Origin of the sequence: Haloferax massiliensis (assembly GCF_001368915.1) — an archaeon.
Classification (GTDB): domain Archaea; phylum Halobacteriota; class Halobacteria; order Halobacteriales; family Haloferacaceae; genus Haloferax; species Haloferax massiliensis.
This window is the reverse complement of sequence record NZ_CSTE01000006.1, coordinates 90408-104306: the sequence shown is the minus strand read 5'-3', so window position 1 is coordinate 104306 and position 13899 is coordinate 90408. Positions and strand designations below refer to the sequence as shown.

Below are 13899 nucleotides of genomic sequence, written 5' to 3'. Positions count from 1 at the left end.
CTCACGCCTCCCGGAGCGCGTCGAGTTTGGCTTTCGCGGCGCCGGACTCGATGGCGTCGCGGGCGACTTCGACGCCCTCCTCCAGCGAGTCCGCGAGGTCGGCGACGTAGACGGCCGCGCCGGCGTTGGCGAGGATGAGGTCGCGCTTCGGTCCGGTCACGTCGCCGGTGAGGATGCCTTCGAGGTCGGCGGCGTTCTCCTGCGGGGTGCCGCCGGCGACGTCCTCGATGGGGGCCCGTTCGAGGCCGAGGTCGGCGGGCGTGAGGGTGTACTCGGTGATTTCGTCGCCGTCGATTTCGGCGACCGTGGTCGCGTCGTGGAGCGCGATTTCGTCCATGCCGGAGCCGTGGACGACGAGCGCGCGCTCGACGGGCATGTGCGACAGCGACTCGGCGATGACGGGGACGAGGTCGGCGTCGTAGACGCCGAGAACCTGCGCGTCGGCCCCGGCGGGGTTCGTCAGCGGCCCGAGGACGTTGAAGACGGTCCGCATGCCGAGTTCCTTCCGCGGGCCGATGACGGCCTTCATCGCGGGGTGGAACACGGGCGCGAGCATGAAGCCGACGCCGTTGTCATCGATGCACGCCTCGACGGACTCGGGGTCGGCCTCGACGTTCACGCCGGCGACCTCCAGCACGTCGGCGCTCCCAGAAGACGAAGAGACGGAGTAGTTGCCGTGCTTGGCCACCGCCGCGCCCGCGCCGGCCGCGACGAGCGCGCTCGTGGTCGAGACGTTGATGGTGTTGTAGTCGTCGCCGCCGGTGCCGCAGGTGTCGACGAGCGGCCCGCGGTCGGGCTCGATGGTCAGGGCGGCGTCGCGCATCCCCTGCGCGAACCCCGCGATTTCGGCCTCGGTCTCGCCCTTCGCCCGGAGCGCGGCGAGGAGCGCGCCGATTTGCGCCTCGGTCGCGCCCTCGAAGACCGCCCGCGCGGCGTCGCGCGCCTCCTCGACAGTCAGGTCCGCACCGCCGGTCACACGTTCGATATAATCCTGCATTGGTAATCACCGATGTACTTCTTCGGGTTACGATGTACAAATTCGTACATCGGCTTAAGCGTGTCGGGCTGGCGAAAATCGCCGGCACCGAACGGTCGCCGCTCGGGGCGAATCGACCGCGACGGACGGCGGGACCGCGCTGTGACCCGAATCGCCGCACGTAGTCCGATTCGAAAGCTTAAATTGTAACCCCGGACAACGGAGAGATACGTCCGAACGGACGCGGGAAGCACCGTAACCGGGTTGGTGGTCTAGTCTGGTTATGACACCTCCTTGACATGGAGGAGGCCGGCAGTTCAAATCTGCCCCAACCCACTCCTCTTCCCGCGTTTCGGCGTTCGGCGATGTTCGCAACACACCGGGTTGGTGGTCTAGTCTGGTTATGACACCTCCTTGACATGGAGGAGGCCGGCAGTTCAAATCTGCCCCAACCCACTTCTCTCCGACGCCACGACCGCGAGAGACCTCTGTGTCTCTCGCGTCGACGTCGTGTACGTGGTTCCGGGCAGATTTGAACCAGCGAGCGACGTGCGACACGCAGTGTCGCAGTAAAACGAACGGCGGAGCCGTGAGTCGCGGAGCGTTGCGAGTGAGGTTCACGCGAGCGGAGCGAGCGTGTCACCCGACACAACACCACGTCCCACCCAACTACTATCCTCACGGCCCGCGAATTCCGCCCATGACCCTCCTGCAGATTCCCGGCGGTCCCGAACTCGTCATCCTCGGCCTGTTGCTCCTCATCCCGCTCGCGGTCGTCTATCTGGGCTACAAGCTCATCCAGTCGCTCCGGGCGTTCGAGGAGGGCAGAAACGAGCGGACACAGCGGTAGTCACGACGGCACGTCGGGTCGGGCGTCGTCGCTTCGACTCTCGGCGGTTCCCGCCGGCGACGCAGACGGCTGTCGCCGGTGGTGCAGACGCGCCAGTTGGAGCGTCACCGCGTAGCCGACGACGGCGAGGACGGCCGCGAGAATCGTGTTGCCGACGAGCTGTCGGAACAGGATGTCGACGCCGGAACTGAGCGACACGTCGGCGACGGACGTTCCCGGAACCGGGCCGAGCAGGTGCGAGCCGAGCCAGAAGCTCGCGCCGTAGACCGCCCACTTGACGGGCGGGTTGAACACGACGAGCGTGGCGACGAGCGCGAGTCGGCTCGCCCGCTCGACGAAGTAGCCGATGAGGGCGAACAGCGCGAGGGCGGTCCCCGCGGTGGGCATGGCCACGAAGAAGACGCCGAACGCGAAGCTGGCGGCCACCTCGTGAGGTGTGTGGTCCGCCGCGAACGCTCGTTCGAGGCCGGACCGGACGCGGGGACGAATCGACGCGAGACGGTCGTACACTCGTCGCGACTAGACGCGAGACGGCGTAATCAACGCTTCGCCGGTGACTGTTCGATGCTACCAGTCACCGCGGGACAGCGGCCAGCGACGGTCAGCGGAACCGCCGGTCCGACTCCCACTTGTCCTTGAGTTCTATCATCTGGCCGACGCCGCGGGCCACGTCAGAGAGGTGGAAGGCGATGTCCGTGGCGGTCACGATGCCGACCATCTCCGAGCCGTCGACGACGACGAGCTTTTTCACCTTCGTTTCGCGCATTTTCTCGGCGGCCACGCGCGTCGTGGAGTCCGGTCGAATCCACTTGATGGGACTCGACATGACCGCGCGGGCCGGGACCGCCGAAAGCGGCTTCCCGCTCGCCACGCCGGCGCGGAGCGCGTCCGACTCGGTGACGATGCCCGCGGGACCGCCGTCGGCCATCACGACGACGCTCCCCGCGCCCTCGCGGAGCATGGTTCGCGCGCAGTCGGCGACGCTCGACCCCAGTTCGACGGTCGCAACCTCCTCGGTCATGATGTCGTCGACGCGCATCTCAGTCGTCCGCGGGCGAGGGTTCTCGGTCGGGGCGCGACTCGGATGCGGCGGGGGTCTGGTCCGGGTCGGGACCGCCCGTCGCGTCCTCGCCGAGCACGTCGTCGACGGTCGCGGCCACGTCGTCGCCGTCGTCGACCTCGAACGCGTCCAAGAGGTCGTCGAGGTGGCTCACGTGCGACGAGAGCTCGCGCACGTCACCGTTGACGTCGACGAGCGCGGCGCTCTGTTCTTCCGCGGTCGCGGAGACGTTCTCGGCCTCGGCGGCGGTCTCCTCGGAGATGCCCGCGATTTCGTCGGTCATCGAGAGCACCTCTTGGGAGGAGTCGGCCTGACTGCCCGTGGCGTCCGAAATCTCGTGGACGCTCGCGGTCGTCTCCTCGACGCGCTCGACGATGCCGTCGAAGGAGGACAGCGCCTCGTCGACCGAGGTGGCGCTCTCTTCGACCTGCGCCTGCATGCGTTCGATGCGGGAGACGACGGCGTCGCGCTGGGTCTCGATTTCGGCGACGAGCGACTCGATGTCGCCCGCCGAGGACTTCGTCTCCTGTGCGAGCTGTTTGACCTCGTTGGAGACGACGGCGAACCCCTCGCCGGCCTCGCCCGCGCGGGCGGCCTCGATGTTCGCGTTGAGCGCGAGGATGTCGGTCTGTTCGGCGATGTCGGTGATGACCTCGACGATTTCCTCGATTCGGGCGAGGCGGTCGTCGAGTTCGCGGACCTCGCCCACGGTCGCCTCCGTCTCGGCGCGCACGGCGTCGATGTCGTCGAGGGCGTCGGTGGCGGCGGTCTGACCGTCGAGCGAGCGCGCCTCGGCCTCCTCGGTGAGCCGGACGAGTTCGTCGGCCGACGAGGCAATCTGCTGGATGGACGCAGAAAGGTCGTTTATCTCGTCGGCGGCGGCGACGAGGCTGTCGGTCTGCTCGCTCGCGCCCTCGGAAATCTGCTGGACCGACGCCGACACCTCCTCGCTCGCGGCGGACACGTCGTCGGCGCGGTCGGCCACGCGGTCGGCGAGCGTCGCCACGTCCTCGCCGAACGTCTTGACCGTGCCGACGGTCTGTTCGATGTCGTCCATCATCTCGTTGTACGCGGCGGCGACGGTCGCCATGTCGCGGCTCTCGGAGTCGGTCGGGAGGCGCACGCGGAGGTCGCCGTCGGCCGCGCGGGTCATCGCCTCGCTGTAGGTCCGGGCGTCGGTCCGCTGGTCGCGGAGGTCGTCCCGGAGGTTGCCGATGCCGCGGACGACCTGTCCGAACTCGTCTTTCCGGTCGGTTTCGAGGTCGACGCCGAGGTCGCCGTCGCGGAGCGCGGCGACGGTCGACGCGAGGTCGACGAGCGGGCGCGCGGTGTTCCCGCGGACGATGAGCGCGAAGACGACGAAGCCGAGTATCGAGAGCGCCAGCAGCGTCGCAATCTGGAGGCCGACGCTGCGGGAGAGGGCAAAGACGCTGCTCGCGGGGGCGTGCAGGAGGAGCACGCCGCCGGAGACGGGAACGTGCGCGACGACGTGCGGCGAGGAGACGAAGCCCTCGACCGGGGCGAGGCGGGTGACGCCCGTCTCGCCGGCGAAGGCGTCGTCGAGTTCGGACGCCTCGGCCGCGGGATAGGCGACGTTCGACCGGCCGCCGCCGCCGTCGTAGAGGACGTTCCCGTCGGTCGTCACGAGCTGGGTGAAGCCGCCGTCGATGCGGTTGCCGTCGAGCGCGGCCCCGAGCGAGGACGCCTCGGCGACGAGGACGATTGCGCGCGGCTCGATGGACGGGAGCGGCGCGACGAAGCCCATGTAGGCGACGCCGTCTTCGACGTAGACCGTGGTTCGCTCGACGCCGTCGTCCGAGAGGTCGGCGCTCGCGGGGAGCGGGAGCGATCCGCCTTCGAACAGCGTCGTCCCGACCGCGCCCTCCTCGGACGACCCGATGACGGTCGTCGTCTCGGTGTCGACGAAGTGGAGCGCGGCCACGTCCGCGGGCATCTCCGCTTTCGCGGCCGTCAGGGTCGCCGAGGACCGCCCGTCGAGCGTGCTCCCGGCGGCGGGGTCGTCGGCGACGATGGTCGCGAGGCGTTCGCGCTCGTCGAACCACGTGTCCACCTGCAGGGCCTCGCGTTCGGCCTCGGTGAGCAGGTCGGCGCGGGCGTTCTCGTCTATCGTGGATGCCGTCTGTTGATACTGGACGGCTCCGACGCCGGCGACGAGGACTGAAACGAGCAGCATCGCGGCGACGAGCCGCCGCGTGTAGCTCTCCGTAATCGCATCAGGAAGCCGTGATTCGGCCTCCAAAACGAGATTTTCGGCCATTACCGTACCGAACCGAATGCGAGGCATAAATCCGCGCGTCCGAATATCAAACGAGATAATATAGCGTCGCGGCGACGGCCGAACAGGCTCCGGCGGCCGCGGACCACGAGCCGGTCCGACCCGAGCGTCAACCATACGTCTGTCGGAAGCTAGCAAGCCACATGGAAACCGAGTTCCGCCTGCTCGTGGCGGGCTTTTGCATCGTCGCGCCGTCGCTCCTGTTCGTCGGGTTCGTCAGGTTGCTCGACGCCATGCGCGAGGACGCCCTCGTCGAGCGCGTCCTCGACAGAGTCGACGAGGGCGGCGGGACGACCGGGACGTCGCTCGACCCGACGACGTTCCTGCGGTCCGCGCGGGAGAAGTCGCGGCGGCGGACGACTGTCTGCCGAGAGTGCGGCGTACCGAACGCGGCCGACGGCGGGCGCTGTGGACTGTGCGGGGCGGCGTTGCGATGAGGAAAAAGAACCGAGAAGAATCGACGCGGGAGAACCCCGCGCTCGAAGCGGGCTTAGAGGAAGTCTTCGATGTGGTCGGCGACCTCGTTAGGGGTGTCGCCGACGGGGACGCCCGCGTCGTTGAGGGCGGAAATCTTGGACTCGGCGGTGCCCGTTCCCGACCCGGAGACGATAGCGCCGGCGTGACCCATGCGCTTGCCCGGCGGGGCCGTGCGGCCGGCGATGAAGCCGGCGACGGGCGTGTCCATGTTCTCCGCGATGAACTTCGCGGCCTGCTCTTCGTCCTCGCCGCCGATTTCGCCGCACATGACGACGGCGTGCGTGTCGGGGTCGTTCTCGAACGCTTCGAGGGCGTCGACGAACGACGTGCCGATGATGGGGTCGCCGCCGATGCCGATGGCGGTGGTCTGGCCGATGCCGCGCTCGGTCAGGTTCGAGACGACCTGATAGGTGAGCGTGCCGGAGCGGGAGACGAGGCCGACGTTCCCCTCCTCGAAGATGTTGCCGGGGAGGATGCCGAGCTTGGCCTCGCCGGGCGTGATGATGCCCGGACAGTTGGGGCCGATGAGGCGCGTGTCGGTCTCAGACAGGCGCTTGTTCACCTTGGCCATGTCCTGCGTCGGGACGCCCTCGGTGATGGCGACGACGAGGTCGAGGTCCGTGTCGAGCGCCTCGAAGATGGCGTCGCCGGCGAACGCCGGCGGGACGAACACGACGGAGGCGTTGGCGTCTTCCTCGTCGACCGCCTCTTCGACGGTGTCGTAGACGGGGATGCCGTCGACGTCCTGACCGCCCTTTCCGGGGGAGGTCCCGGCGACGACGTTCGTGCCGTACTCCACCATCTGGCGGGTGTGGAACTTGCCTTCGCCGCCCGTGATACCCTGTACAACTACTCGCGTGTCGTCGTCGACGAAAATGCTCATTGGGACACCTCCTGTGCGTTCCCGACGGCACGCTGGACGGCGTCCTCCAGCGTCCCCTCGACCTGTACGAGGTCCGTGTTCAGAATCTCCATTCCCTCCTCGGCGTTCGTGCCCGCGAGGCGGACGACGACCGGCTTGGGAATCTCGTCGAAGCTCTCCAGCGCCTCGTTGATACCCTTGGCGACCTCGTCGCCGCGGGTGATGCCGCCGAAGATGTTGAACACGACGGAGTCGACGTTCTCGTCGGAGAAGACCATGTCCAGCGCGTTCGCCACGCGCTCGGCCTTCGCGCCGCCGCCGATGTCGAGGAAGTTGGCGGGTTCGCCGCCGAAGTAGTCCACGAGGTCGAGCGTCGTCATGACGAGACCGGCACCGTTGCCGATGATGCCGACGTTACCCGAGAGACGGACGTAGTCGAAGCCGTACTCGCCGGCCTTGGCTTCGAGTTCGTCCTCGTAGGAGTCCTCTTCCATCGCCGCGAGGTCGTCGTGACGGAACAGGGCGTCGTCGTCGATGTTCATGACGGCGTCCGCGGCGACGATGTCGCGGTCCGAGGTGATCATGACGGGGTTGATTTCGATGTCCGACGCGTCGTTCGACTCGTAGAGGTCGTACAGCGTCGTGAGGAACGAGGCGACGTCGAAGGCGACGTCGCGGGGGATACCCGCCTCGAAGACGACCTTGCGGGCCTGATAGGGGTGCAGGCCGAACGCGGGGTCGATGTGCTCGCGGGCGATTGCCTCGGGGGTCTCTTCCGCGACTTCCTCGATGTTGACGCCGCCCTCCGTCGAGACCATCGCGACGGGCTTGCCCTCGCTGCGGTCCATCGTGATGCCGACGTACAGTTCGTTCTCGAAGTCGACGCCCGCCTCGACGAGCACCCGCTCGACGGTGTAGCCCTTGAGGTCCATCCCGAGGATGTCCTCTGCGGCCTGCCGAGCCTCGTCTTCGTTCATAGCGATTTTGATGCCACCGGCCTTGCCACGCCCACCGACGTGTACCTGCGCCTTGATGGCGGCGGGGTATCCGATCTCCTCGACCGCCTCCATGACTTCCTCTACCGACGACGCGAGACGGGACTCTGGCACCGGAATCCCAGCCTCTGCGAAGATATCCTTCGCCTGGTATTCGTGAAGCTTCATTACCATGCGTGGGAGGGAAAGGCACGCGCTTAAATCCCATTCATCTACGTTCAGGGTTGACCGTATCAGATTCTCTTGATAAAGAACTCTCTTTTCAGATATGCTTTCTATGAGGTCTGTGCGGTACGCCTACGGGCAGATGACTCCCGAAGCTCTGGATAGGAAAACACTTTTGCGTACATGCAATCTAAATCGCATACAGAGATGAACCCAGATACGCTGGATCTAATCAGCAAGAACATCGAGAAGAACCACGATAAGTACGTGGCGATGGGTTCTCCCGGCGAGGTCGCCGAGGACCGAGTCTAAGCTAAAATCCGTTTTCCCGGCCGTGATTGATTACGCTTCGTAACTGTTCGAGCGTCGGCTTCATCGGCAGGCGGTTCTCGCAGTCCAAGAGGAAATTTCGGAAGTAGCGATGCCAGCTAACGTATAGTTCGTCTTTCAGCCACAGGGAATTGTATTTCACATCCGAGTGGAGGCCGCGGATTATTTTCGAATGGAGTACGGCACGCTCGATGTGGTCGCCCGGCCACTCTTCGTCGGGGAACTCGACGTCGTTCTGCTTCAGTAAACCGTACAAGGAGGCCATGCCTGTTCGGTGGTTCGCATCCGGAAACGTGTGAATCCCAGCGAACGCACGCATCCAATGCGCGCACTGCTGTGAGAGTGATTCTGTCCGTGGGAACTCGCGGAGCAAGCGGTTTAGTTTCCAATCGGTAGCTCCGAGAATCTTTTGTTGGGTATATGTTGGCGACTCGTCGAGGATTCGATAGTCGTTCTCCGGATCTTCGAAGAATTGGAGGTTAATCTGCTTGATGTCTGTCGGGTCCAACTTAGAGAAGTCGGTGAGACGCCAGTCAGAGACACAGAGTTCCTCACCGATGACGAGATCCTCCCCAGAGAACCAGGGAGAGCAACCCTCCTCGGAGAAAATGGCCTCACCAGATGCGGTCGCTTCGAACGTATCTTCAGCGACTTCCACGACTGCCCCTACGCGGGCGAGCAAGCGGCATTGAAGCCGAATTACGTTCTCTCGAAACCGGTCCTCCGCGAGGTCCTCGGGCGTGGAAACCCCATGCTCTACTAGCCGGTTCAAGAGTTGTTTCTCGGAGAGATACATTGGACCGTCTCGTTTCTGCCACGGCGCGAGGTTTCGGTCCATAGTGTAGGGAAAATACGTAATAGGATAAGAACTCCTGTGTAACTATGCGCGCTGTCAGATTCCACGACCACGGCGGACGCGACGTGCTTCAGGTAGACGACATCGACACGCCCGAACCGGCGGCGGGCGAGGTCCTCGTCGAAGTCGCGGCCGCGGGCGTCAATCCGGTGGATACGTACTTCCGAGAAGGCTCGTACCAACCCTTCGCGATGCCGATGATTCCCGGCGTTGACGTGGCCGGAACGGTCGCGGCGGTCGGGGCCAACGTGACGGGATTCGCGGAGGGCGACCGCGTCGTCGGCACCGGCATCGGCAAGGACCACTACGGCGGCTACGCCGAGTTCGCGGCCGTCCCGACCGACCGGCTGGCCGTCCTCTCGGACGACGTGGACCTCGTTGCGGCCGGCGGCGCGGGCGTCGCCGGCGTCACCGCGTGGCGCGCCCTCGTCGACCACGGTCGGATGCAACTGGGCGACACGGTCCTGATTCACGGCGGCTCTGGCGGCGTCGGCCACGCCGCGGTCCAACTCGCCGCCGCGTCCGGTGCCCGCGTCATCGTCACCGCCGCGCCCGACTACCACGACCGGGTATCCGAACTCGGCGCGGACGTGGTCCTCGACTACGCCCGCGACGACCTCGCCGAGGCCGTCGTGGACGCCGCGACGGGCGACGGCGTGGACCTGACGCTCGACCACCGGATGGACGACTACCTCCAGTTCGACGCCGACGTGGCCGCCGTCGGCGGTCGCATCGTCGGCATCGGCGAGAACGACCCCGAAGTCGGCTTCGACCTGTCGTCGTCGGCCCGCGGCAAGGACCTCTCGCTGACGATGATGAGCATGTTCAACACGCCCGACCTCTCTGCGCCCCTGCGCGAACTCGCCGGCCAGATGGGCGCGGGCGAGTTCGAAATCGACGTGGCGCGGACCTACGACCTCGACGAGGCCGCCGAGGCCCACCGCGCCGTCATGGAAGACAGCTTCCTCGGCAAGTTGGTCATCACGCCCTGACGGGACCGCCTCGTCGTGCCCGCCGCAATCCGAGCCGGTGGTCACCGACGCGGGAGGGTGACGGCGCGGCCGGTCGCCGACGGGCGCACAGCCGCGACCGAATTATGTTCCGTGCGCACGTATTGCACGGACATGGACGTGGTATTCGATTTCGACGGAACCGTGGCTCTCGTGACCGGTGCGAGCGGCGCGCTCGGCGGCGCAGTCGCCCGCGCGTTCTACGAGGCGGGCGCGTCGGTCGCGGCCGCGGACGTGGTCGAACCCGACGACGAGGACGGCTTCTTCGAGTCCGAGGAGGTTCGGTTCTACGAGGGCGACTTCACCGACGAGGGCGACGTGGCGCGTATCGTCGACGCGGTCGTCTCCGACTTCGGCCGCCTCGACCACCTCGCCAACATCGCCGGGACGTGGCGCGGCGGGACGCCCGTCGACGAGACGGACGCGGACACCTTCGACTTCCTGTTCGACGTGAACCTCAAGACGATGTTCCTCGCGTCGAAACACGCGGTACCGCACCTCCGCGAGACCGAGGGCTCCGTCGTGAGCGTCTCGGCCCGCTCGTCGCTGGAGGGCGGCGAGGGCGACGGCGTCTACCGGGCGTCGAAGGCCGGCGTCCGCCTGCTCACCGAGACCATCGCCGAGGAGAACCGCGGCGTCGTGCGCGCGAACGCGGTCATGCCGAGCGTCATCGACACGCCGATGAACCGCGAGATGATGTCGGACGCCGACTTCGAGAAGTGGGTGAAACCCGAGGAAATCGCCCGGACCGTCCTCGCGCTCTGTTCGGACGCGACCCCCGTGACGAGCGGCGCGGCAGTGCCGGTGTACGGCGAGGCCTGAGCCGCCCGTCTCGTGGCAACATCCGCCACGAGATGGTATGACATTCGTTTCGGTGCGCACGAATTTTTACGCGGTACGCAAGGGATTCACGAACACGACACTCGTTAGAAAAATGAGGAGATACGGGGCCTGAATTCGGACGAACGTTCCACGAGGTATAGTTGCTTGGAGAATTATGTTGATTTTCGCTCCGATATGCGACGGCATACCGCGTCATTTATCACACCCACATCGGCAACAGGGTGATAGACATGACCGAACGTGAAACGTGGGCAACCAGGGCAGGGTTCATCCTCGCGGCCGTCGGCAGCGCGGTCGGCCTCGGGAACATCTGGCAGTTCCCGTTCAAGACCGCCGAATTCGGCGGTGCCTCCTTCCTGATCGTCTACCTCGTCGCGGCGCTCGGCATCGGCCTCCCGGCCATCCTCGCCGAGTTCGTCATCGGACGCAAAGCCAACCTCAACACCATCAGCGCCTTCGAGAAACTCGGGTACAAGGAGTGGCGCGTCGTCGGCGCTATCGGCCTGTTCACCGGCTTCTGGATTCTGTCGTACTACAGCGTCGTCGGCGGCTGGGTCCTCCGGTACATCGGCGGCAGCCTGACCGGCGCGTACTTCGCCGCCCCCGCGGAGTACTTCGGTCAGGTGTCCGCCGGGATGGACGCGCTCGCGCTCCACGCCGTGTTCATGGCGCTCGTCGTCGGCATCGTCGCCGCCGGCATCGAAGACGGCATCGAGAAGGCGACGAAGCTGATGGTGCCGAGCATCGTCGTCATCCTCGGCGCGCTCGCCGTCTTCGCCTTCACGCTCCCCGGCGCGTCGGCGGGCTACGCGTACTTCCTCTCGCCCGACTTCAACGCGCTCTCGGAGAACCTCGCCGAAATCGTCCCCTTCGCGGTCGGGCAGGCGTTCTTCTCGCTGTCGCTCGGCATGGGCGCGATGATCACCTACGCCTCCTACATCGACGGCGACCAGAGCCTGTTCGGCGACGGCATCACCATCGTCTTCCTGAACAGCTTCGTCGGCATCCTCGCCGGGCTCGTCGTCCTCCCGCTGCTGTTCGCGCAGGGCATCGACCCCAACACGAGCGGCGCGGGCGCGGTGTTCATCAGCGTCGCCGGCGCGTTCGGCGACATCCCCGGCGGTCAGATAATCGGCCTCGTCTTCTTCGCGGTCGTGCTCATCGCGGCGCTCTCGTCGGCGATTAGCCTGCTCGAAGTCGTCGTCTCGTGGGCCATCGACAACTACGACGTGTCCCGCCCGCAGATGGCCGTCGGCCTCGGCGGCGCCATCTTCCTGCTCGGCGTCCCCTCGGCCATCGACACCGCGTGGCTCGGCTGGTTCGACACGCTGGCCTACCAGCTTCTCCTCCCGCTTTCGGTGCTCGGCATCCTCGTCTTCGCGGCGTGGGTCTACGGCGCGCCCGCCATCGACGAGCTGATGAAAGGGAGCGGGCTCGGCGAGGGCGTCGGTCTGACGTGGCTCTGGCTCGCCCGCACCCTCGTCATCGTCGCCGTCGTGGCGACGCTCGCCCTCGGCCTCCAGACGCTGTTCCTCGCCGAGAGCCCGGCCATCGTCCCGCCGCTCTGAGGCGGCGACCGGTCCCGGGTTCCGGCCGGCTAGGAATCGTCGGTAGCGACGCGTTCTTCCCGACTATCTGACGGCGAATTTCACGCGTAGACCACTCAAAGCCGTTAAATTTCTCCGATGACGTATCGTCGGTTCGAAAGCCCTTTTACCGGTGGACTGGCAATGGGTGGCAATGACACGAGAAACATGGGCAACACGGCTCGGGTTCATCCTCGCGGCCGTCGGCAGCGCGGTCGGTCTCGGGAACATCTGGCGGTTCCCGTGGCAGACCGCCGAAAACGGCGGCAGCGCGTTCCTCGTCGTGTACCTCGGCATCGTTCTCCTGGTCGGCGTCCCCGGACTGCTCGGCGAGTTCGTCATCGGCCGCCGCGCGAAGAAGTCGCCGGTCGGCGCGCTCCGGGACCTCTCGGGGTCGAGAACGTGGGGCGTCGTCGGCGCGTTCTCCGTCGTCACCGGCATCTCGTTGCTCTCGTTCTACAGCGTCGTCGGCGGGTGGATTTTCCGCTATCTCCTCGAAAGCGGGGCCGCGGTCGCCGGCGGGAACCCCGCGTACTTCACGAACCCGGGGCAGTACTTCGGCGGCGTCTCCGCCGGCGTCGACGCGGCGCTCTACCACCTCCTGTTTCTCGGCCTGACCGCGCTCATCGTCTTCGCGGGCGTCCGCAAGGGCATCGAACTCGGCACGAAAGTCATGATGCCCGCCGTGCTCGTCCTCCTCGTCGGCCTCGCCGCGTGGGCCGCGACCCAGCCCAACGCGGCCGCCGGCTACGCCTTTTTCCTCCGGTTCGACCCCTCGGTCATCTCCGAGAACTTCTTCGCTATCCTCGGCCCCGCCGCCGGGCAGGCGCTGTTTACCCTCTCGCTCGGCGCGGGCACCATGATAACCTACTCCTCGTACCTCGACGAGGACCGCTCGCTCCCCTTCGACGGGAGCGCCATCGCCGTCCTCAACACGGCGGTCGGGGTCATCACTGGTCTCGTCGTCTTCCCGCTTCTGTTCTCGCAGGGCATCAACCCGACCGAGACCGGCACGGGGCCGGGCGCGCTGTTCGTCGGCCTCGCCGGGGCGTTCTCACAGCTCCCCGCGGGGACGCTCATCGCCACCGCGTTCTTCGCCGTCGTGACGCTCGCGGCGCTGTCGAGTTCCATCAGCATGCTCGAAATCCCCGTCGCGTTCCTCGTCGACGAGTACGGCGTCTCCCGCCACCGCGCCGTCGCCGGGATGACCGGGGTCGTCGCCGTCACCGGAACCGTCTGCGCGTTCAACCCGGGCATCTTCGGCTTCGTCGCCGGACCGCTCGTGAACGTTCTCCTGACCGCCGGCCTCGCCGCGTTCCTCCTGTTCGTCGGCTGGGTCATGGGACGCGAAGCGCTCGAAGAGTTCGCCGCGGGCGCGGGCGACTTCGGGAAGTCCCTCGGCACGCCGTGGCTCTTCGCCGTCGGCGTCGTCCTCCCGCTGTTCCTCGTGTTCACGCTCCTCACGCACTTCGGTGTGGACACGACCATCGGCTTCTGGCCGACCGTCGGCGTCGCCGTCGTCGCGTCCGCCGCCGCCTTCTTCGGCCTTCGACAGCCCGACTCGGTCGTCTGAGCGGCGACCACCCCGCCGCG

13 protein-coding genes and 2 tRNA genes are annotated in these 13899 nt (G+C 66.6%); 8 read left to right on the top strand and 7 right to left on the bottom strand.

Features of this window, described 5'->3' with window-relative positions; translation table 11 throughout:
• Position 1: 1 nt before the first annotated feature.
• On the bottom strand, positions 2 to 997 hold the full coding sequence (trpD, locus tag BN996_RS18290; protein WP_089781476.1) for an anthranilate phosphoribosyltransferase: 996 nt from the start codon (positions 995 to 997) through the stop codon (positions 2 to 4).
• 240 nt (positions 998 to 1237) lie between these two features.
• On the opposite strand from trpD, the gene BN996_RS18285 reads away from it, so the two are divergent.
• From BN996_RS18285 to BN996_RS20295, 3 genes are all read left to right on the top strand, one after another.
• Positions 1238 to 1312 (top strand) — tRNA-Val (locus tag BN996_RS18285).
• 45 nt (positions 1313 to 1357) lie between these two features.
• Positions 1358 to 1432, top strand: a tRNA-Val gene (locus BN996_RS18280).
• Between the two features lie 244 nt (positions 1433 to 1676).
• On the top strand, positions 1677 to 1826 hold the full coding sequence (locus BN996_RS20295; protein ID WP_167344172.1) for a hypothetical protein: 150 nt from the start codon (positions 1677 to 1679) through the stop codon (positions 1824 to 1826).
• Here BN996_RS20295 and BN996_RS18275 read toward each other — a convergent pair whose 3' ends face one another.
• The 3 genes from BN996_RS18275 to BN996_RS18265 all read right to left on the bottom strand — a co-directional run bounded on the left by BN996_RS18275 (position 1827) and on the right by BN996_RS18265 (position 5164).
• The gene (locus tag BN996_RS18275) at positions 1827 to 2336 is read right to left on the bottom strand and encodes a DUF2062 domain-containing protein (protein WP_089781475.1); all 510 of its coding nucleotides are present in this window, start codon (positions 2334 to 2336) and stop codon (positions 1827 to 1829) included.
• A 91-nt stretch (positions 2337 to 2427) separates the two neighbouring features.
• The gene (locus tag BN996_RS18270; protein ID WP_089781473.1) at positions 2428 to 2865 is read right to left on the bottom strand and encodes a CBS domain-containing protein; all 438 of its coding nucleotides are present in this window, start codon (positions 2863 to 2865) and stop codon (positions 2428 to 2430) included.
• Position 2866: 1 nt separating this feature from the next.
• On the bottom strand, positions 2867 to 5164 hold the full coding sequence (locus BN996_RS18265; RefSeq protein ID WP_089781471.1) for a methyl-accepting chemotaxis protein: 2298 nt from the start codon (positions 5162 to 5164) through the stop codon (positions 2867 to 2869).
• Between the two features lie 161 nt (positions 5165 to 5325).
• On the opposite strand from BN996_RS18265, the gene BN996_RS18260 reads away from it, so the two are divergent.
• Positions 5326 to 5619: a hypothetical protein gene (locus BN996_RS18260; RefSeq protein ID WP_089781469.1), complete on the top strand. Its 294-nt coding sequence runs from the start codon at positions 5326 to 5328 to the stop codon at positions 5617 to 5619.
• A 53-nt stretch (positions 5620 to 5672) separates the two neighbouring features.
• On the opposite strand, the gene sucD is transcribed toward BN996_RS18260, so the two are convergent.
• The 3 genes from sucD to BN996_RS18245 all read right to left on the bottom strand — a co-directional run bounded on the left by sucD (position 5673) and on the right by BN996_RS18245 (position 8849).
• Positions 5673 to 6542, bottom strand: a complete 870-nt coding sequence (sucD, locus tag BN996_RS18255) for a succinate--CoA ligase subunit alpha (RefSeq protein WP_089781467.1) — start codon at positions 6540 to 6542, stop codon at positions 5673 to 5675.
• Positions 6539 to 7684, bottom strand: coding sequence for an ADP-forming succinate--CoA ligase subunit beta (gene sucC / locus BN996_RS18250; RefSeq protein ID WP_089781465.1), 1146 nt, complete (start codon positions 7682 to 7684; stop codon positions 6539 to 6541). Before sucC ends, sucD begins: the two co-directional genes overlap by 4 nt.
• 310 nt (positions 7685 to 7994) lie before the next feature.
• Complete coding sequence (locus BN996_RS18245; RefSeq protein ID WP_226908795.1) at positions 7995 to 8849, bottom strand: hypothetical protein; 855 nt, start codon at positions 8847 to 8849, stop codon at positions 7995 to 7997.
• A 44-nt stretch (positions 8850 to 8893) separates the two neighbouring features.
• Here BN996_RS18245 and BN996_RS18240 point away from each other — a divergent pair, with 44 nt between their 5' ends.
• From BN996_RS18240 to BN996_RS18225, 4 genes are all read left to right on the top strand, one after another.
• Complete coding sequence (locus BN996_RS18240; RefSeq protein ID WP_089781463.1) at positions 8894 to 9859, top strand: NADPH:quinone reductase; 966 nt, start codon at positions 8894 to 8896, stop codon at positions 9857 to 9859.
• A gap of 132 nt (positions 9860 to 9991) precedes the next feature.
• Complete coding sequence (locus tag BN996_RS18235) at positions 9992 to 10699, top strand: SDR family oxidoreductase (protein ID WP_089781460.1); 708 nt, start codon at positions 9992 to 9994, stop codon at positions 10697 to 10699.
• 251 nt (positions 10700 to 10950) lie between these two features.
• The gene (locus BN996_RS18230; RefSeq protein WP_089781458.1) at positions 10951 to 12288 is read left to right on the top strand and encodes a sodium-dependent transporter; all 1338 of its coding nucleotides are present in this window, start codon (positions 10951 to 10953) and stop codon (positions 12286 to 12288) included.
• Between the two features lie 172 nt (positions 12289 to 12460).
• Positions 12461 to 13879 (top strand): sodium-dependent transporter, encoded by a 1419-nt coding sequence (locus BN996_RS18225; protein WP_089781456.1) that lies wholly within the window; start codon positions 12461 to 12463, stop codon positions 13877 to 13879.
• The last annotated feature ends 20 nt before the right edge of the window (positions 13880 to 13899 follow it).